Genomic DNA, 20,018 nt, shown 5'->3' with positions numbered 1-20,018 from the left:
AAAAGAGCCATTATAAATGGTTAAAAAAATACTTAAAGCACAAATGAACCTAATAAATCCCCAATGAAGTTGCTTTCAGCATAAATCCAATTCGGAGCATACTGGTATGTTCACGGTAATCGATCAAACTTTCACCATAGCCTTGAAACCATTGCAGCATGAGGTACTGGTTTTCATCTTTGAAGGGCCGCCAATTCAATTGTGCTTGAATCGATCCTCTTCGATTCCACCCTTTGCCTTTTTTTGCTGTTATATCGATCGACCATTTGTCGGGTTTGATGCGATACGTCGCATTAGCTTCGGCATAACCGACGTAGTCCATCAAATCAGGATTATCATCTTTGTAAGACATGGGCAACCAAAACCGAAGCCCCACAATCCAGCGCTCATCGAGTTGAGATCTTAAGGAGAAAGCCATGAAATTCCAACTACGCGAGTAAATCGAATCCCGTCCATTCGATTCGTGTTCTAAAGATAGGGTCGCATAGGCTAGACGGTGGCCTTTTAAAAAAAATGGACGTACCAGCGCGAAGCCCGGATTAAAATTAATTTCGTCAAAAGGTTTGGAATCGCGGTATATATCCCAAAAGGCTTTTTGTGAGTAGGTGAGGTAGGGAAATAAGCCGCCGGGAAGCGGTGTTTTGCGCAGGCGTTGCTTAAAACTAATCTGATATTTAACGTCCGAATTATCTTTTGACGGCCGCTGATTCATCGGTATACCCGTAATGAAATAATTATCACGATGTATAGAAAAACCCGGTTGTCCGATTATTGCCTGAGATGAAAGGAACGCACTGTCACGCTCAATGAGTTGCGCTTTGCTAAGGGACGGATATAACGCAATTAAAAACCATAAAAAAACGTTGAACTGTAATCTCCCTCGTGACTGATAGCGCATTATAAATCTGTTTCGCATTTCTAAGAATAAAAGACAAAGGAAGGAAAATAAATTTCTTGCTGAAAATTTAGCTTGTAATTGTATAGGTGAATGAACTTCTCAATTCCATTCTATAATTAAATTTGCGACTTGCTTATCTAATAAAAAAACCGCTACAAAGCGTAGCGGTCAGGAGATTCTTAAAAAAGATTCAATATACCTTCTATCAGGGGTTTGTACGATCAGCAGTCAAGTCCGGTAAATATGCTCGCCAGGTGATGACTTTCGCCTTCAAGTCTGTTACCACTTCGGGATATGAAGCAGCAACATTGTTGGTTTCATATTTATCATTCACCATATCGTATAATTCTACATTGCTACGCTGATAATCCACTAGTAGCTTCCATTTTCCCGATCGAATGGCCAAATTTGGACTTCTGTCCCGCCCCTTCGGGTAGTTAAAGGCATAGTCGTTTCTGCCGTATTCCCAATACATGTCTTTGTTTCTCGGTGCAGGTGTCCCTGTCAGCACCATTGTCCTATCTTCACCATCACCTTTATAGTTTGCAGGTAATGGAGCGGTGGCTATATTGGCCAAGGTAGGGAATAGGTCCGTAGAATTCAAAACGGATACACTGTCAATCTGCCCGGCAGGTGTATGTCCAGGCCAACGTACAATAAAGGGCATGCGGATACCACCTTCGTAAAGGGAAAGTTTTGTGCCTCGCAGTCCATTGGCGCGACTGCCTTTAAAGCTTGGAAGCGGACCGTTATCACTGGTGAAAATCACTAAGGTATTTTCCGTAATACCCAACTCGTTTAAGCCATCAAATAACCTGCCCATTTGTTTGTCAAATTCGGTTAATACCAATTTGAAGGCCTTTTCCTCTTCGGGGCTCATGGGGAATTTGCCGGATTGCCGACGGTTTTCTTCTGGAACCCAAGGTGTGTGCATGTCGTCTGGCCAGAGGTTTACGAAACAGGGAGCACCTTTATGACGGCGAAGAAAGTCGAGTGTTTTATCGACAAAGTATGCCGTCCGATCCCAACGTTTTACACTATCCTCATCCGACCAAATCCAGTCTTTTGCAGTCAAAGCCGGGTCAGGATCCGGACTTTCATACGTACTGGCATGTTCATCAAAACCATATTTTGTAAAGCCGGGCGCATTCTTTATATCACGGCCACCCCCCATATGCCATTTCCCAAAATGTCCCGTAGTATATCCTGCTGCCTTAAGGATTTTAGCAAGAGATGGCGCATTAACATTTAAATAGTTTGCTTGCTCTGCACGGGCATTGCTTCGTCGATCATTTAGGAAAGTTGTGAAATTCCATTCGGCCGGAAACATGCCCGTAAGAATGCTGGTACGAGAAGGACTGCAAATAGGAGCTGCACTATAATACTGCGTATATTTGGTTCCTTCCTTAGCCAAGCGATCCAGATGCGGCGTAGGAACAAACTTTCCACCGAAGGTCCCGATATCACTGAAGCCCATATCATCTGTAAGAATGACGATAATGTTCGGTTTCTCTTGACCGTAGGAGCTCCGCATCTGTATTAGCAGGCATAAAAGACTTATAAGCTTAAAAGATAGTTTCATTTTCCTGTTTAACATAATTTGCTGCAGTCGCTTTTTTAGTTTGCTTTCACGTACGCACCTGCTTCGGCTAATCCAGGTTGTGGTTGGCTGTCATATCCCGATAAAGGCACGAGCTTAAAGTATCGGCATGTACGTCGTGCATCTAAATTTAGATACTGCTTTACCAAATTTACGTTTGCTAATTCGAAAGTTCCCAAACTTTCCCACGAAATATTGTCATTACTTATTAAAATTTCTAGTTCCTTGATTTTCCGATCGCCACTTTTCTGCGCAAGCATAAAGCCATCCACTGCCAACGACTCACTCATATCAACGGAAATCCAGTGATCGGGATAATTGGTTGGCGAACTGGAGTATCGTGTTATCCAGTACGAGTTTACATCATTGTCGATCAGTTTGCTAGCCAAGCGATTATTAACCACTTCTTCTGAGCTAAAACCTGCTATAGACCAGTTATCGGTACGGTACACATTTCGAATTGGTTCACCCGATGGTTTTCTGATGGCCTCGCCAATTTTAACAGGTGTGCCAAAATTAGGTGTGCCATCTGCATTCCACGTAAATTGCTGGATGCGCGCGTTCCTTCCATTTCCATCTCCGCCACCTGGTAAACTTCGCGCATGATAGATAATCCAATCTTCTGTACCATCCGGTGATTTGAAGAAACCATTATGACCGGGCCCATAGGCCCCGCTTTCGGCATTCATGGAAAATACCGGTTGGGGTGCTTTTATCCAGTCGTCCGGATTCATCGGATCGCCGTCTGCTTTCAAACTTAATAAACCCAGGCAATAAGTATCCACCCAATAACCACTTGCCGAATACACCACATGCACTCGACCACTCGGATTTATTAGCACCTGCGGACCTTCATTAATCGCATTGCCATTCATTTCCCATGGATGTATTGGACTCGAAATCGCCACCTTTTCACTGTTGATTGTCCACGGATTGCTCATTTTAGCAATATAGATGCGTTGAGGGGCGGCGCCTGCATTACCTCCTGACCATAACATATAGCGCTGTCCCTTATACTCGAGCACTGTTCCATCGATTGCCCATTCATTTGCCGGATCAGCCACTTTCCCCTTCAGTACCCATTCACCTTCTGTAGGATCAGCAGCGCTGTTTTCCACAACATACATACGATGGTTAGCGTTCTGGCCATTATCGGCCGCAAAATATAAGTACCATTTATTATCAATTTCATGTAGTTCAGGTGCCCACAAATTTTTAGAGTAGGGCATTCCCGGTTCAGGAATCCAGGCATCATGCGCGCTTGCCAATGCCAGCTCGGATAAATTATTGGTTTTGTACAATACTAATTTACCGCCTTGCGTATACGTGAAATAATAAACACCGTTCTTTTGTGTAACCCACGGGTCGGCACCGCGCGGTATTAAAGGATTTGTAAAGGTGTCGTCAACTATGTAATCCGTAGAAGCCATGGTCTCGGAATTTGGTAGCATCTTCACGTTTTTCTCACAAGAATAAATGAGCAAAAGGTATAAGTAGCAAGATAAATGGATAAAGGTTTTTTTCATAATTTGGACGTTATAATGGTGAAATAATAATATTATACCATGTTGGCTTCAATATAAAGAACGCCGTTTAATTGTCCCTTGTGTAGAAGAGCCCCCAAATCTGATTCTATAGGACCTAACTGGTTTCGAATAGGTAGTCAAACAGCCTAAACGACAGCGACAAATAAAAACAAATCTTCTGAATGGACTTGCACAATATGTCTCGATTTTTCATTAATTTTTATCAGTTATTCTAAAGACAATAAGTAAAGGCAATTCTTGAAATAAAAGTTGATAAAAACGCGCAGAAAGCAGCAGGCCATTTACTGCAAAACAGTATCAAGGCTATCAATCTGAAGCGACGGGCAAACAATATGATCATATATTGTTATATTAGCATATGAATTTCTTGAGAACGAGCCGCTACGTTATTTTAATAACTTTCCTTTTGACAATGGCATGCCAGCATCGTGAAAAGCAGCATGAAAAGCAAAGCGATGAAAAGCAAAAATATGTTTATACGCCCGAAAAGGGAATCCTATCAATCAGCAGTAAGACTAGTAATTCCGAAATAAAAAAGGTATCCTTATTTAAGGATGATGAAAAGGATTCGATTCTTTCCGTCGTGCCTGAAAAGGGAGAATTTAGACTCAAATTGGACACCGCTAATCTTAACGAGGTGTACTTTCTGAAACTAGTTGGTCAATCTACGAAACGCGGTACAAGTGGATTAACGTGGGAAGCACTGATCCCCATTTTAGCAAGTCCGTCCGTCGAACTTGAGCTGGTACAAAAAGCGTTTAACCATCCAGGTTCTATCAGCAAAGTTGCTTTTTCAATTCAGGGGGGTGGGGAAGAGCAGGCTTTGTTAAATGATTGGCATACCGCGCTGGCCGCATTGGAAGCGGAAGAAGAGGGTCAGATGCAATCCTATACTCTTGGCGGAACCGGAGTTACGAAAGTTGCCGGCAAGAAAAAACTTTCCAAAACTCCTGCTTCAATTACGGAAGATTTTATCCAAAAAAAGCAACCTTTAGTCAGCTCATTTTATCTGTTATCAAGAGCAGGAAAGCAACGTCAATATGCTGATGAATATCAAGGTCTTTTAAAACAAGCCTCAACAGTTGTAAAACAAAGCAAATACGGATTGGATTTTGCCCAACGATTAAAAAAGGTCCAAACAAAAATAAAGCAGTTGGATCTCCCGAAGGAGGTCGTTGCAACTGATGCCCGGCTTTCTGAAATTCCATGGAGCTCTTTTAATGATCGTAAATATTTACTCTTATCATTTTGGAATAGCGCAGATGAAGTATCGGCTAAAGCCATAAAGCAATTGGAAAAAGATGCTCCGGATTTGGAAAAGAAAGGAATCGACGTATTGCCGATTTCGATGGAAAGTCAGTTTAGCAAGTGGAAGGAAAACACAGAAGGTTTAGGTTTTAAATATAGTTATCGAATGCGAAACGAAGCGCAACAGGACTTGATCAATACCTTATATCTTTCCGAACTCCCGAGATTTGTTTTGGTAAAACCCAGCGGTGAAGTCATTGATGATGATTTTAATCTTGAAAGACTCAAAGAATTAGAATAATAGAGAATCGACGAAAAATTACCTGAAAGCAAGTGATTTTTAACTAGTTTAATAAATTATCCAATGTTTTTATTTTGCCGGAACTGCTTGTGACGTAGTCGTAGGTCCCTCTATAACGAGTCTGCCATCTTTTAATATTTTCATCCGATCAATAAAAACAACACGTTCCTCACCTGTTGATAGCGTTCGTGCATGATACACACAAAACATCTCCTTTCCATTCGGAGAGTAAGTAATACTGTTGTGTCCGGTACCGGTCACCACACCACCCTTCTCCGTATTTTTTTGTAAAACCGGATTGTTTGCCGCTTTTTTGAACGGACCAAGTGGGTTTTTCGACGTGGCATATCCTACAGCGTAATTCTTACCGCCAAAATAATTGGCAGAATACATCATGTAATAGGTATTTCCTTCCTTAAAAATAGCAGAACCTTCCGTCCATCGACGATTAACTTCTTTTGATGTAACAGAACGACTTTCCCATTCAGCCTGCTTATCATCCATTTTTACCGGGGGCCGCAATAATAAGACAGGCTCTCCGATTACACCACTAAAATCAGATTTTAGCTCAACACCATAAACCCAACTCTCTTCGATCGTATCAAACCACCCTTTTTGCTTCGCCCAGCTAGCCACTTCACTCTCCACAGGATGCTTATAGCAGCAACGGGAGTAATAAAGGTAAACCTTGCCGCTTTTATCAAAAAGTACATTTGCATCGATCACAGGATAACCGGGGTCAAAGATGGGCTTATCATTTAAATCGACGAAGGGACCCGTTGGGTTGTCGGCAACAGCTACACCGATACGGAAATTTTCCGCCTCTTTACCCGGGTTTTCTTTCCACTGAGCAGAGTAGAACATATAAAATCGACCTTTGTACGCATATACTTCAGGAGCCCAGTATGCCCCGTTCCAGGCGGCGGTAGAGTCACTCCAACCCTTTGGGTTATTCGCATAAAACACTTGGCCTTCGTCCTTCCAGTTTACGAGATCATTTGATGAATAAGCAGCAAATCCATTTTTTGCGATGCCTCCAGTCCCATACATATAATATTTGTCGCCTTCTACATGTAGAACATAAGGGTCTCCAAATGCAACAGCTAAGGGGTTTTGGTAGGTTTTTTGCGATTGAGCAAAGGCTACAAGGGATATCAACGGTAATAATAACGATGTTAGAATTGATGCAATTTGTCTCATTAATTTAGTATTCGATGTCGACAAATATAACCGCAGAAAACTATAAATGGAAATGTTATATGGGTTTATGAGAATAAAGATTCATATAAGTGAAGGTCTCAATTAATCCAATTTCACCTTAAATATAAGGGGCCAATTTTTTCCTGTCAGGTACATTTCCTTTTTTTCAGCATCCCAGGCAATACCATTCAAAACTGCTTCCTCGCCGGGCTGAAAAGTAGGGGCATAACGATTCAATTGTCCTTCGAAATGAAGAATACCCACAACATGACCATTTTGTGGATCAATCTTGTAAATTTGATCCGTATGCCAACGATTAGCAAAAATATAACCTTCAATATATTCCAGTTCATTAAGCTGATCTACTTCACCCATATTGTCTTGAACGGTAATCTCACGTTTGATTCTTAAATCTTCGGGATCTGCAAAATAGATACGCGACGAGCCCTCGCTGATAATAATCTGTTCTCCATCAGTAGTACAACCCCATCCCTCTTTTTGCCACGCCAGCGTTTTGATAGGTTTTTTTAGTTTGGGTAGTTCAAAAACATAAGCTAGCTTATTATGGTAGGTCAGTTGAAATAAATGCCCATTGATAATTGTAATTCCTTCCCCGAATATATCGGTTTTGTAATCGTTAAATCGCTCCACTATTTTCCCTGTAGTCGGATCCGTAATCTGTATAGCTGTTTTTCCTTCTTGCCCCGTCCCTTCATAGAGTAGGCCTTTGTAGAACTGAAAACCTTCTGTAAAGGCAGAAATATCATGTGCAAGCGTGTCTACAACACGATAGCCAATGAGTGCCGGTGTTTGTACCCGACTATCAGCTGAATCTTGTACAGATTGATCTGAATGCGTTTTTGTTCCTGTATTGCAGGATATAAGGAACAGACACGGAAGAGCCGGGATAAAGAAAAGTACGCGTAAATAATTCATCGCTGTTGTCGTGATTGAGGGCTTAAATATAAGATAAAAATCAATGCGGGGAAGCAGTTGAGATTTGGTTTTTCTTAATTTTTGATAGATGATAAATAAATGAACAGAATGAACGAAAGAAAATGAATGATATTTTATTTTATTTAAAATATAACTATAGCTAGGCCTCCTCAGATATAAAATAATAAGTAAGGCAGCGGATTGCGTTTCAATTCACCTATTCATGTATATTAAAAAACTTTTCCTGTTTTTGGTTTTGTTTGCACTTGTACCGTGCATGTACGCTCAAGAAGAAGGGTTTATATTTCGAGATGCTAAGCTCCCTGAAAATATACAGAACCAGGTAATTACAGATGTTATACAAGATAGGGCTGGGCTTTTGTGGATTGCTACCAGCGGTGGGCTATGTCGATATGATGGAAACGAGACTATCTTTTTTAATAATAAAAGCGAGCCAGCTATCTCCAATAGTAAAATAAAAACACTCTTTTCCGATGAACAATCTAATCTATGGATAGGAACCGAAAGTGGGTTGACGCGCTTTAACCTACGTGATTGGAAAACAACGATTCTGAAAAATCCAAGATCGGATAGGGGACATGTGGATAAACCGGATATAGCGTGTGTTGGACAGGGCCGAAATGGTAATATTTACGCTGGCGCCTTTGATGGGAAACTCTATAGGGTCGATCAAGATAGCCTGAAAGTTCTTCTCGATATCAATCGAGATTATCCTAATCAATACAGCAATCCCGCCATTGTGTCTATCGAGGAACCTTATCCGGGTGAACTTTGGATAGCGACCAAAGCAGGTAAAATGATACGCTTTCGAGTCCGAAATGCACAACTATCGTCACCTTCTTATTTTGGTTTACCGGAATTCGACGATGCGGAGATTGAACAGGTATTTTTTCATCATTCAGGAAAGTGTTTGTTAAATATAAAAGATCGCGGCTTGTATCTCTTTGATACGCGAAAGGAGACCTTCTGTCAAATTTCTGCATTGGAGAAGAATAAGCTTGGTAAAGATGGTACGGTGTTTATTGCACCTTTTAATGAAGATAATGTCTTGATATTCACAAATAAAGCCAGTATTGGTAAAGAAAAGCTGTTTAATTACAGTTTTCCGGTAGATAATGTGCATATACAAGAGGTAAACTATCCCGATAACTTGAAAGACGACCATATCGTCTGGTTTGAAAATCTTGGCAACAGTTTGTTGATGTCGCTTAACAATCACGTCCTGGAATTAATTCCTACCCGGCATCGATTCAACTCGCTGCTAAGCAATGGTACATCAATTAACAGCATACGGAGTATTTATAAGCACCCTGATGGTACCCTTTATATTGGATCCTATAAAGATCGCTTTGTAGCTATAAATGAAAAAACGGGAGTGAAAGAGCTATTGGGTAAACAGTTTGTATATCGGATACTTCCCTGGAACCAAGATACCCTGTTATTGGGAACGGAGGGTAATGGTCTGCTTTGGTTTGATCGAAAAAGAAAATCTTTTTCATCCATTAAGCTTCATTCAGCAAATAACCATGAGCAACTATCCGTTGAAGCAATGACTACCTTGACACGTGTGTCACGTGACTCTGTATGGGTGGGTACTTACGGTGGTTTATATTTGGTGAATCCTTATTTAAAAACATACCAAACGATAGAACACCCTAAGCTTGCAAGATTGAAAATATTACACGCTACCCAAATTAACGATAAATTATGGATCGGGACACCCGAAGGTTTATTTATTTGGGATGGCAATGCTAATAATCTTCAATTGATTCTTGATGGAAACACCGTGTATTGTATCACGCAGGTAAACAATACAGTTTGGATAGGAACACATGGTGAAGGTATTCGGGTTCTAGATCAGGATGGTAAGATAATACGAACAATCACCAATACGGATGGTTTGGCGGATGATATAGTTTATAGCATATTAAGCAATGCAGATGACATCGTAGTGGCCACTCATAATGGGTTGAGCATCATAAATAAGCAAACGAAGCAGATCGATAATTACTCTCGATTGGATCGTTTACCAGCCAATGAGTTTAATCATGCGGCCGCTTTTAAACAAGGAAATACTTTTTACTTAGGAACGATCAATGGGCTGCTTTATTTCAATGCAGATGCCCCTCGTGTACCGCAGGCGAGAAGGCTGACGAAAACTACTGAGCTGAGCATTACAAGTTTCACTACCGAGCAGGCAGATCGAGGACTGGAACGGCATTACACCTTTCCTTATAAGAAAGATAAAAGGCTTTTAATAGAAGCAGGAACACGCTACTTCACCATCGGCTTTGGTGGGATGAGTGAATTGGCTAAAGAATTGCAGTTTTTCTATCGATTAGACCAGCAATCGGATTGGTTGCCGCTGGGACGTCGACAGGAAATTACCTTTGTCGAAATGCCGCCCGGTGACTATCAGCTTCATCTTGCTTCTCGTTTGCCGGATGGACGGTGGACGAATGCTAGCCTAATTGTACCGCTTCAAGTAAATCCTACTTTCTATCAAACTATTTGGTTCAAGTGTTTGCTACTATTGGTTTTTGCTTTCTTTATCTGGGCAGTTTTTAAATACCGCGAGTATATACAAATCAAAGAACGGCGCTTACGTATTAGTATTGCTAGTGACTTGCATGACGAGGTAGGAAGTTCACTAACTCGAATATTCTATCAGGCGGATATATTGAATACCAAAACACATGAAATATCAGGTGTTAATGGACAATTGCAAAAAATAGCCGAAACCAGCAGGCAAGCCTTGTCTACCATGAGCGATATGGTCTGGTCCATCGATTCGCGTTTCGACACCATGAAAGACCTGGTAATTCGTATGAAAGATTATGTGTATAAACTTCAAGAGGAGGTCGACTTTCAATATAGATTTGACATACAGGGTGATTATAGTTCATTGGCGATAGCGCAAATTGTTCGTCAAAATCTGTTATTGATTTTTAAGGAAGCTATTGCCAATGTGATGAAATATGGTGATGGATCGGAAACGCTTATTGAATTGATCGTTGAAAATACGTTTCGTATGTCGATACGGAATCGTTGCGCAGCGCCGTGTAAGAAGATCGCAAATCGACAGGGGGGACATGGGTTGTTAAATATGAAACAAAGAGCCGTGAGAATGAATGCACAGTTGACGGTGCTTGAAATGGAGGGAATGTTTCAATTGTCCGTATCGTTTACTTAGCATGCGCATGGATAAATACTCCACCCCTAATGGGGGATAGCAAATTCAAAAATAGATACCTATTTTTAGCGCATGATCAGGCTTGGCATAATTGAGGATGATGAACACATCAGAAGCGTGCTGGTAAATTTTTTTAATGGGCAACAGGGCTTTACCTGTTTGCTGGCTGCCAATTCGGTGGAGCGATTTATGGAGCAATGGACAGAGGATATTTTTTTTGATGTGTTGTTGTCAGATATCGGCTTGCCTGGTGAATCAGGTATTCGAGGTATCTCACGGATTAAGAAAAGAGCACCGAAGTGTCAGGTTATGATGCTTACGGTGTATGACGATGCAAAGCGAGTGTTTCAGGCTTTGTGTAATGGCGCCTCAGGCTACCTTCTGAAGCAGACACCGTTGCAAAAGATTAAAGAATCTGTTATTTCGCTCTGTGATGGTGGTGCGCCCATGTCGCCGGGTATTGCTCGGCTCGTGGTTGAGTATTTTAACCCTAAATCAATCAGCGATCGTGTAGAAAAGCTTACACCGCGCGAAGAGCAGATTGTGACCGCTATTGAGGAAGGGTTAACCAACAAGGAAGTAGCCATTCGATTGGATATCTCAGTTGAGACGGTAAAATATCACATTAAGCATATTTATCAAAAGCTCGAAGTAAATAACCGACATGCACTGATCAGTCGGAAATTCAAGTAATGCAAAGCTACCATCTCCCCCCAAAGGGGGATACCATAGTGATGGAAATAGTGTTCTTTTTGCATGACTATGGAAAGACTTCTACGCAATTCTTCTAAGCAACCTGCTGCCTTTGTCAAAACCCAAAAAGTCATTGGGGCTGCATGTTTTTGTGTATCATATCTCATAAAAAAGCGATTGCTTCTTCTTGTCTTTACGCTAAGTATGGGTTCTTTTACGCCAGTAGCGGGGCAGCGTATAACCTATGGCGGATGTGTGGAGGCTGGTGGTTTCCGTCCTACCTATGAATTGAATCAATATAGTACCATCAATGATGATGGAATTGTCCGCAATTCATTCAAAAGTAATCCAATTAATGGTAATTTCGGTGAACTCATTATCATTAAATGGGACGCAAATGCCAATAAATGGATGATCTTTTTTAATTCATTTGATGGCGATGATGGACCTAACAATCAACCATTATATTCCAGTAGCGTAGCAACTTATCCAAATCCGCCAAACTTAATCATTGGTAACTGGACCAAAGTTGATGCATATGGTTGTACGCCATTAGATGCAGCGAACGGTGTTTTATCCGGAGATGTGATGGATACTGAACCGAATCCTTCGAATACTGCACCGACCGCTACTGTAGATGTGATCTCCGTTACAGAGGATATACCGGCAACTGGAAACGTATTGACCAACGATAGCGACACGGAAAACAATGCCCTCACCGCTTCCCTTGTCTCAGCACCCGTTAACGGTACCGTGGTATTAAATGCGGATGGTAGTTTTACTTATACACCAAATGCGAATTTCGACAACTTGGATAGCTTGTTGTATCAGGTTTGCGACAATGGAACACCCTCACTTTGTGATACAGCTTGGGTGCGTTTTACCGTGGAAGCAATGAATGACGACCCCATTATTACAGGTTTACCTTCCGACATTACGGTAAGGGAGGATGCGCAGGAAGACCCATTTGATATTTCTTCTGCAACAATAAGTGATGTGGATGCAAGATCGGGTGAGCTTACATTAATATTGGATGCAACTGGGGGCATCTTTGATATTGCTACAGGAACCGGTGTTACGATAACAGGTCATTTAACTACACATTTGACACTCACCGGTAATTTGACTGACTTAAATAATTATATAAGTACACCCAGTAATATTTATTTTCGACCCGATCGCAACCTCAGCGGCGATAATGCAGCACTTGTAGAGGTATCTATCAATGACAACGGTAACACAGGCTCAGGAGGCGGAAATAATATTGCTATTGGAACAATTAATATTGACATCACACCTGTGAATGACGCACCAGAGGCCGTTGATGATGAGCTTGATGTAGAAGGGGATACGCCGAAAACTGGTAATGTGCTGGCCAATGATACAGATGTTGACGGAGATGCACTAACCGCTTCTTTGGTGACGGCACCGGTTAACGGTACCGTGGTACTGAATGCGAATGGTAGCTTTACCTATACACCAAATGCTAATTTTGGTGGATCGGATAGCCTGCTTTATCAGGTCTGCGATAACGGAATACCTTCACTTTGTGATACGGCGACGGTCCGATTTACAGTCATCGTAAATACACCGTTGCCTTGTGGCTGGGCTGCAACTCAAAATAGCGGTAGCTCCGGGTCATGTGTTTTATGTAGTGTTACAAATCCTGGTCAGGCCGTTGATGCCGATAAAGAGACCTACTCCAGAATGCAAGTACCCGTAGGTCTAAATGGGGGCGAAGTATTCCAGACACTGATATTTGCAACAGGCTCTGCTACCAGTGAAATATTTCGGCTTGGATTAAGTGCGGAAATGCCCCTGATAGATGCCGCTTTATTGAGAGGACTTACACTGACATTCTATAACGGTAGCACACAGGTGGCGCAATACAACGATGTTACGGCAATGGATTTGGATCCTGCGGAAGGCGGAAATCCTGCGGAGCTGCATGTTGCATCGGGGGTAGCTTTTGATCGGGTAAGGATTGCGCTTGTCGCAACAAATGGGAACCTGACATCCATACAAATTCACTATGCGCGGATCGCCCCGTCATTTGCGGGAGTAGACCAGCGGCAGGTCGATATCTATGAAGGGGAGACCGCAACATTTACCATTACGGATCCGGTACCAGGACTAACCTACCGATGGTACTCTGAAAGCGACGATTTGTTGTTTACTGGATTGAGTTTTACAACACCCGCCCTCACGGATACGACTACCTATTACGTCGCAACATCAAATGTTACAGGTTGTGAGTCACGCATTCCTATAGAAGTACGGGTATTACCCCCCGCATCACCGGAGCTGACAACCAGTATAGGAACAAGCACCTTTACAGAATCGATCGAAGGTAACCCGGTACCGATCGTGATCGATGATGCTTTAACGATTGTTGATCCGGACAATGTTACCTTGGTATCCGCTACGGTCATGATAATAGATAATTTGCAATCCGAAGATGTGTTGGCTTTCGTAAATGACGGGGTCACGATGGGTAATATAACGGGTCTTTATGACGTGGCCACGGGCACATTAACGCTCACAAGCATTGGGGGTACAGCCACACTGGCGCAATGGCAGGCTGCACTTCGATCGGTTACTTACAACAACATGTCGCAGAACCCCAACACGGCTGATCGGATCATTGGTTTTCAAGTGAATGATGGAACGAACAATAGCAATTCAGCGACAAAGACGATCGCTGTGGTGGCGGTAAATACGCCGCCGATTACCATAGATGATGCGGTAGCTGTACAGGAAGATACGCCTACAAGCGGAAATGTGCTAACAAATGATACGGATCCGGAGGGTGATGCACTGACAGCCTCCCTGGTGAAGGCACCGGTGAATGGTACGGTTGTATTGAATGCGGACGGTAGTTTTACGTACACACCGAATGCTAATTATGATGGATTGGACAGCTTGGTGTACCAGGTCTGCGATAATGGAACACCTTCTCGATGTGATACGGCTTGGGTACGTCTTACTATTGAAGCGATGAATGACGCACCGGTGAATATAGTGCCAGGTAATCAGATGCTAAGCCAAAATAATACGCTATCATTCAGTACTGAAAATGGTAATCTGATTTCCGTTTCCGATGTGGATGCCGGAAATGAAACCATACAGATTACACTAACAACGACGAACGGTCTCCTGTCGCTGGCAAGCACGACTGGATTGAACTTTGATGTTGGTAGCGGCACAGGTGATGCTTCGATGACTTTTAAAGGTACCCTCGTCAATATCAATCAAGCATTGGATGGATTAGAATTTGCAGCAACACGAGGTTATACCGGTTTAACAAGTTTGGAGGTTTCTTCAAATGATCTAGGGCATTCGGGAGCAGGTGGAGCGAAAACAGATCGTAAGGTAACTCATATTGAAGTGATTGATGATACCGATCCGGTCGTTATCTCGGTATCGGTGCCCGCCAATGGTTATTACAGGGAAGGAGATGTGTTAGATTTTGAGGTCAATTTCAGCGAAGATGTAAGGGTGAATACAGACAGTGGTACACCATATTTGGAGGTGATTATTGGCGCAGCCACGGTGCAGGCAAATTATAGCAAGGGTTCAGGTACAAATGCGCTAACTTTTAACTACATGGTGCAGGCGGGCGATAAAGATTTGGACGGCATTGAGCTGAACAATAATCTTGTATTAAATGGCAGTATTTTGAGCGACGCCGCGGATAATGAGGTGATACCTACATTGAATAATGTAGGGCCAACGGACAATGTCTTTGTTTACTCAGTAAAGCCTACAGTGACATTGTCTACTTCGGCAGGTACTCCAGTGAATGCTCCATTTTCCGTTGAGGCTACATTCAGTGAAGCGGTTACTGGACTGACACTGAATGATATTTCAGTTAGCCATGCGACATTGAGCGATTTGCAGACCAATGATAATATTACATATACTTTCCTGGTGACACCGATTACTGGTGGAATTGTCCGGATTGCTGTACCAGCAGATGTAGCAGTGAACATTGGTAACAATGGAAATATAGCTTCCAATACTTTGGAGATGCAATATAACATAATTATCAAAGGTATCACATTGGAAGATAGTGTGTTCGTATACGATGGGGATGAGAAGTCGCTGGCGATCAAAGGCACCTTGCCACAGGGTACCCGCGTAAGTTATGCAAACAACGGCCGCACGGAGGTGGGCACACAGGAAGTGACGGCTACGGTAACGGGTGCGAACTACGAAGACCTGGTACTGACCGCGAACCTGATAATTTCGAAGGCCGATATCAAAGGTATCACACTGGGAGATAGTGTTTTCGTATACGATGGGGATGAGAAGTCGCTGGCGATCAAAGGTACCTTGCCACAGGGTACCCGCGTAAGTTATGCAAACAACGGCCGCACGGAGGTGGGCACACAGGAAGTAACAGTCACGGTCAGTGGTAGAAATTATAACCCATTAGTTCTAAAAGCTAACTTACAAATAAGATCTATTGAGCGACATATCGATTTTCCAGCATTACCGGAGAAAACTTACGGTGATAGCGATTTTGATGCACGAGCTACAGCAAATAGCGGAGAGCAAATCAGTTATAGCAGTAGTAATGTAAGAGTGGCAACCATTAGCGCCAATGGCCGCATTCATATTATAGCAGCAGGCGAGACTGTTATTACCGCCACTGTTCCCGAAAATACGAACTATAGCAATAAACCGGTTGCAAGTAGAAAACTCGTTGTAAGGAAGGCCTCACAAGAAATCACCTTCGCTGAACTGAGTGAGGTGGCACGGAATGCCAGAAGTATTCCACTAGAAGTAAGTGCTAGCAGTACGTTACCCGTTCGATTGGAAGTGAGTGATTCACAAGTAGCTACTGTTTCAGGTATTACGTTGAATGTACTACGTTTAGGTACGGTAATTATAACCGCCTATCAGGAAGGAGATGCCAATTATGAAGCGGCAAGCCCGGTAAGCATCAGGGTGCGGGTGACAGATAACGGTGCAACCTTACCAATAAAAGTTCACAAAGCACTCTCACCAAATGGCGATGGTATCAACGATTTCTTGATGATTGAAGGAGTTAAAGATTATCCAGATAACAAGTTGGTTATTGTAGATCGGAATGGTATGCAGGTCATAGAAATGAGGGGGTACAATAATGAAGATAAGGTATTCCGAGGCTTGGGGCCGGGCAATAATCCAATTCCTCCAGGTACCTATTATTATCTCTTGGAGGTAAAAGTAAACGGCGAATGGAAGTACGAAAAAGGTTATTTCGTGGTTCGTTATTAATTGCTCATCAAGAATGATACACCTTCTTAGGCAAAAATTAAGGATGGTGAAAATACAATGTAAAATGAACGGTATAAAATTCATATCAGTTATTACAGCGCTGTTAGTCAGTCACCTGATAACAAATGCACAACAGGCACCAACCTATAATCAATATGCAAATCAGCCTACGGCCTTAAATCCAACAGCAAGCTTGCTTCAGCCTGATGGTGAAATTGCGCTTTTAGGTCGTAAGCAATGGGTAAATTTAGAAGGTGCGCCAACTGCCTACTGGATGACGGCACATGCACCTTGGCGAAAATTCAGTGCCACCATAGGCATCAACGTACGACATGAGAGCCTGGCTGTCGAAAATGCTACCGAATTAAGCGCCTTTTTGGCTAAGTCGGTTCGACTTTCGGAGAACGAGTATCTGGCGATGTCAATGAGTTTGGGTGTTAGTTTTTATCAAGGTAGTTTTAGTCAGGTAGACCCACAAGATCCGGCTTTCCGTTCTGATATTCGCGAAAATACAGCCTTGATGGGTTTCGGAGTGCTGTTGTATCGACCAGAGGGCTATTATATTGGCTTGTCAATGCCCAGGCTTGCTTTATCTGATCTTGGGTCTGGTGGCGACTTAAACCGTCAATATAATTTTAGTAATCAGTATCATGTGATGGGAGGGGCCGTGTTTCATCTTGATCAAAGTTTCGACTTAAAACCGGCATTTCTAGCGAGTTATATTCCGGGAGTACCACTACAAGGCGATCTTTCAGCGATGGTTTACGTACAAAAAATGGCAGGTTTAGGGTTGAATGCACGTACCAATAGTGATTTGTCGGCCCTTTTGGAAATCATGGTTGGTCCTTTGAAACTGGGATATAGTTATCAATTTAATGCTAATGACAATCCGCTCAAACGCAGAATCGATAATGCGACGCACGAAATTGGTTTAAGTTATCGATTTGGTGGCACGAAAGCAAGTATTTTGTAACAGAAGAAGGGATTTAATCGCATGTCAAATTGCTTTAATTAAAGTAACCCTTGGATTTTTGCTATTTAGAAATCGTCAGACTGGAACCCGATGTGCTATTTCTTCTTTCTTATCAACTATTCTATCCTATTTCTTAGTGATTTTACCATTGTTTATTTTTGATTTTTTATTTATGTGTCTGATAATAAGGTTTTTGATTTTTATTTGATGCCTTTCGTTTTTTAACAAGAACCCTCCTTTGGTTTTCTTGAATCGGTTTAGATTAATTAGGTTTGCCTATACCATTTATAAATTATATCCATTCGGTAAGCTAGTGCATAGTAGTTAAAACCCAGCGTTGATTGTTGTATACGTTTGCATTAAACGTTCTACCGAAGGAATTAAACCATTAAACAATGAAAAATTATGTTATACTTTCGATGCTTCTACTAGCGAGCGCAGTTCTCTTCTCGTCTTGTAAAAAAGTATTTCATCCAGTTGACACCGTTGATGAGGAGGAACACCTAGAAGGTTATTTCTTTGATGATTTTAGTCAGATGGATACCCTAAACTGGCGCACACCTACCTCTGGTGCCAGCGTTGCGCTCGAAAACGGCCACTTAAAAGTGATAATGTCCGGAACCACCAAATATCGTGGAGATTATCAGCGCATCGAAGGTGTGACGATCAATGCCACCAACTATCCTATTATTGCAGTAAAAATGACGAAGCCTCCAAAAAGTAATTGCTTTTTTGATACAAATTTGGGTGCTTTCGACAATCGAAATAACAACCATACAGTTATTAAGATGGATTCCGGTAATATTTATTACTGGGATCTTAGTCTTGGGAAGTTAGGTTCTACGTCGCTGCCTGCAGATAGCACCATCAATCTGTCGCTTTTTCAGTTTAAAGTGGCCGATGTAGAACTAACAGCTGAACAATTAGCTAGTCAAGACTTTGACTATTCAGTATACTGGGTAGGAGCCTTTCGATCGGTGGCAGAACTGCGCCAAAAGGCCGGGGCACTTACACCAGAACCCTTTCAATTTACAGGAACCTTCAGCCATCCAGGCATGTTGCATACAAGCAGCGATTTAGATAGAATAAAATTTTTGGTAGACAATCAAATACCAAATGCATTTGGAGCTTATCAGCTCTTACAAGCTAATAGTAGGGCCTCAGCATCCTTTACTATGGCCGGACCTTTTACAAAACTTACCAGAGATCCAGGACAAACTGTAGATGGTGTGGCTGGAGGAGCAGTAAAGTCACGGGTGGAAAATGATTTTTTGGCGGCTTATTATAATGCCTTAATGTGGAAAATTACAGGTAATGTAGCGCACGCGCAAAAAGCAGTAGAAATTATTGACGCTTATGCTAACACGACCACCGGTATTATAGGAGCAGATGCTGAGCTTAATGGTCTCTACGGCTTTATATTGGCTAATGCAGCAGAAATAATACGCGCGACCTATCCTGCTTGGCCCACATCATCAATAACACGGTGTGGTGATATGCTAAAACAGGTGTTTTATCCAACATTAAAGAACTTTAGACCTTATGCACATGGTAATTGGGATATTATCTGTATGAAAGCGTTAATGTCTATCGCCATCTTTACGGAAGATAGAGACATGATGGGACACGTACTTACCTACTTTTATAATGGAGAAGGGAATGGAAGTATTAATAATTACGTCGTATCCTCTTCAGGGCAGTTGCAAGAAAGTAATCGTGACCAGCCTCATACCATGCTGGCGCTAGGTTCCTTGGCTGAGTTAGCTGAAATGGCTTATCATCAGGGAATAGATCTTTACGGAGCCTCTGACAACGCAATAATGAAAGGATATGAATACACGGCCAATTATAACCTCGGGAACAATGTGCCTTATATATTATGGTATGACTATGGAGAACGAAACTATCAGGATTATACACCCGAAACTATATCTCCAAAGAGCTGAGGAGACTTTCGATCGGTATTTGAAATAGCTTATAACCATTATGTACATAGAAAGGGTTTAACAATGCCTTTCACTTCACAAGTATTACAAAATTTACGTCCTGAAGGAGCCCCTTTTGGAGCTGATCATCCAGGTTATGGAACGCTTTTATTCAATCAATGGGAATAATTATATGTATAGCTAACTTCTTCAAATAA

At 42.1% G+C, this 20,018-nt stretch carries 11 protein-coding genes; 6 read left to right on the top strand and 5 right to left on the bottom strand.

The window, feature by feature from the left end:
* Positions 1–49: 49 nt before the first annotated feature.
* The 3 genes from RYH73_RS08520 to RYH73_RS08510 all read right to left on the bottom strand — a co-directional run bounded on the left by RYH73_RS08520 (position 50) and on the right by RYH73_RS08510 (position 3,949).
* Positions 50–898 carry a phospholipase A gene (locus tag RYH73_RS08520; protein WP_335312994.1) on the bottom strand — a complete coding sequence of 283 codons (849 nt, stop codon included), beginning with the start codon at positions 896–898 and terminating at the stop codon, positions 50–52.
* Between the two features lie 205 nt (positions 899–1,103).
* Positions 1,104–2,480, bottom strand: a complete 1,377-nt coding sequence (locus tag RYH73_RS08515) for a sulfatase-like hydrolase/transferase (protein WP_335312993.1) — start codon at positions 2,478–2,480, stop codon at positions 1,104–1,106.
* Between the two features lie 35 nt (positions 2,481–2,515).
* Entirely contained in the window at positions 2,516–3,949 is a 1,434-nt protein-coding gene (locus tag RYH73_RS08510) for a family 43 glycosylhydrolase (protein WP_335312992.1), read from the bottom strand.
* A gap of 508 nt (positions 3,950–4,457) precedes the next feature.
* Between RYH73_RS08510 and RYH73_RS08505 the strand changes: the two genes are divergently transcribed.
* Positions 4,458–5,594: a thioredoxin family protein gene (locus tag RYH73_RS08505; protein WP_335312991.1), complete on the top strand. Its 1,137-nt coding sequence runs from the start codon at positions 4,458–4,460 to the stop codon at positions 5,592–5,594.
* A 69-nt stretch (positions 5,595–5,663) separates the two neighbouring features.
* On the opposite strand, the gene RYH73_RS08500 is transcribed toward RYH73_RS08505, so the two are convergent.
* The gene (locus tag RYH73_RS08500; RefSeq protein WP_335312990.1) at positions 5,664–6,794 is read right to left on the bottom strand and encodes a glycoside hydrolase family 43 protein; all 1,131 of its coding nucleotides are present in this window, start codon (positions 6,792–6,794) and stop codon (positions 5,664–5,666) included.
* 102 nt (positions 6,795–6,896) lie between these two features.
* Entirely contained in the window at positions 6,897–7,730 is an 834-nt protein-coding gene (locus RYH73_RS08495; RefSeq protein ID WP_335312989.1) for a glutaminyl-peptide cyclotransferase, read from the bottom strand.
* A gap of 223 nt (positions 7,731–7,953) precedes the next feature.
* Here RYH73_RS08495 and RYH73_RS08490 point away from each other — a divergent pair, with 223 nt between their 5' ends.
* The 5 genes from RYH73_RS08490 (at position 7,954) to RYH73_RS08470 (ending at position 19,821) form a co-directional block, all read left to right on the top strand.
* Positions 7,954–10,944 carry a histidine kinase gene (locus tag RYH73_RS08490; protein ID WP_335312988.1) on the top strand — a complete coding sequence of 997 codons (2,991 nt, stop codon included), beginning with the start codon at positions 7,954–7,956 and terminating at the stop codon, positions 10,942–10,944.
* 72 nt (positions 10,945–11,016) lie between these two features.
* Positions 11,017–11,637 (top strand): response regulator transcription factor, encoded by a 621-nt coding sequence (locus RYH73_RS08485; protein ID WP_335312987.1) that lies wholly within the window; start codon positions 11,017–11,019, stop codon positions 11,635–11,637.
* A gap of 69 nt (positions 11,638–11,706) precedes the next feature.
* Positions 11,707–16,902 carry a tandem-95 repeat protein gene (locus tag RYH73_RS08480; protein WP_335312986.1) on the top strand — a complete coding sequence of 1,732 codons (5,196 nt, stop codon included), beginning with the start codon at positions 11,707–11,709 and terminating at the stop codon, positions 16,900–16,902.
* 64 nt (positions 16,903–16,966) lie between these two features.
* The gene (locus RYH73_RS08475) at positions 16,967–17,875 is read left to right on the top strand and encodes a PorP/SprF family type IX secretion system membrane protein (RefSeq protein ID WP_335312985.1); all 909 of its coding nucleotides are present in this window, start codon (positions 16,967–16,969) and stop codon (positions 17,873–17,875) included.
* A 395-nt stretch (positions 17,876–18,270) separates the two neighbouring features.
* Positions 18,271–19,821 carry a DUF4979 domain-containing protein gene (locus RYH73_RS08470; protein WP_335312984.1) on the top strand — a complete coding sequence of 517 codons (1,551 nt, stop codon included), beginning with the start codon at positions 18,271–18,273 and terminating at the stop codon, positions 19,819–19,821.
* Positions 19,822–20,018: the final 197 nt, after the last annotated feature.

It is taken from the genome of Olivibacter sp. CPCC 100613 (assembly GCF_036959255.1).
Taxonomy (GTDB): domain Bacteria; phylum Bacteroidota; class Bacteroidia; order Sphingobacteriales; family Sphingobacteriaceae; genus Olivibacter.
This window is presented reverse-complemented; position numbering and strand designations above follow the sequence as displayed.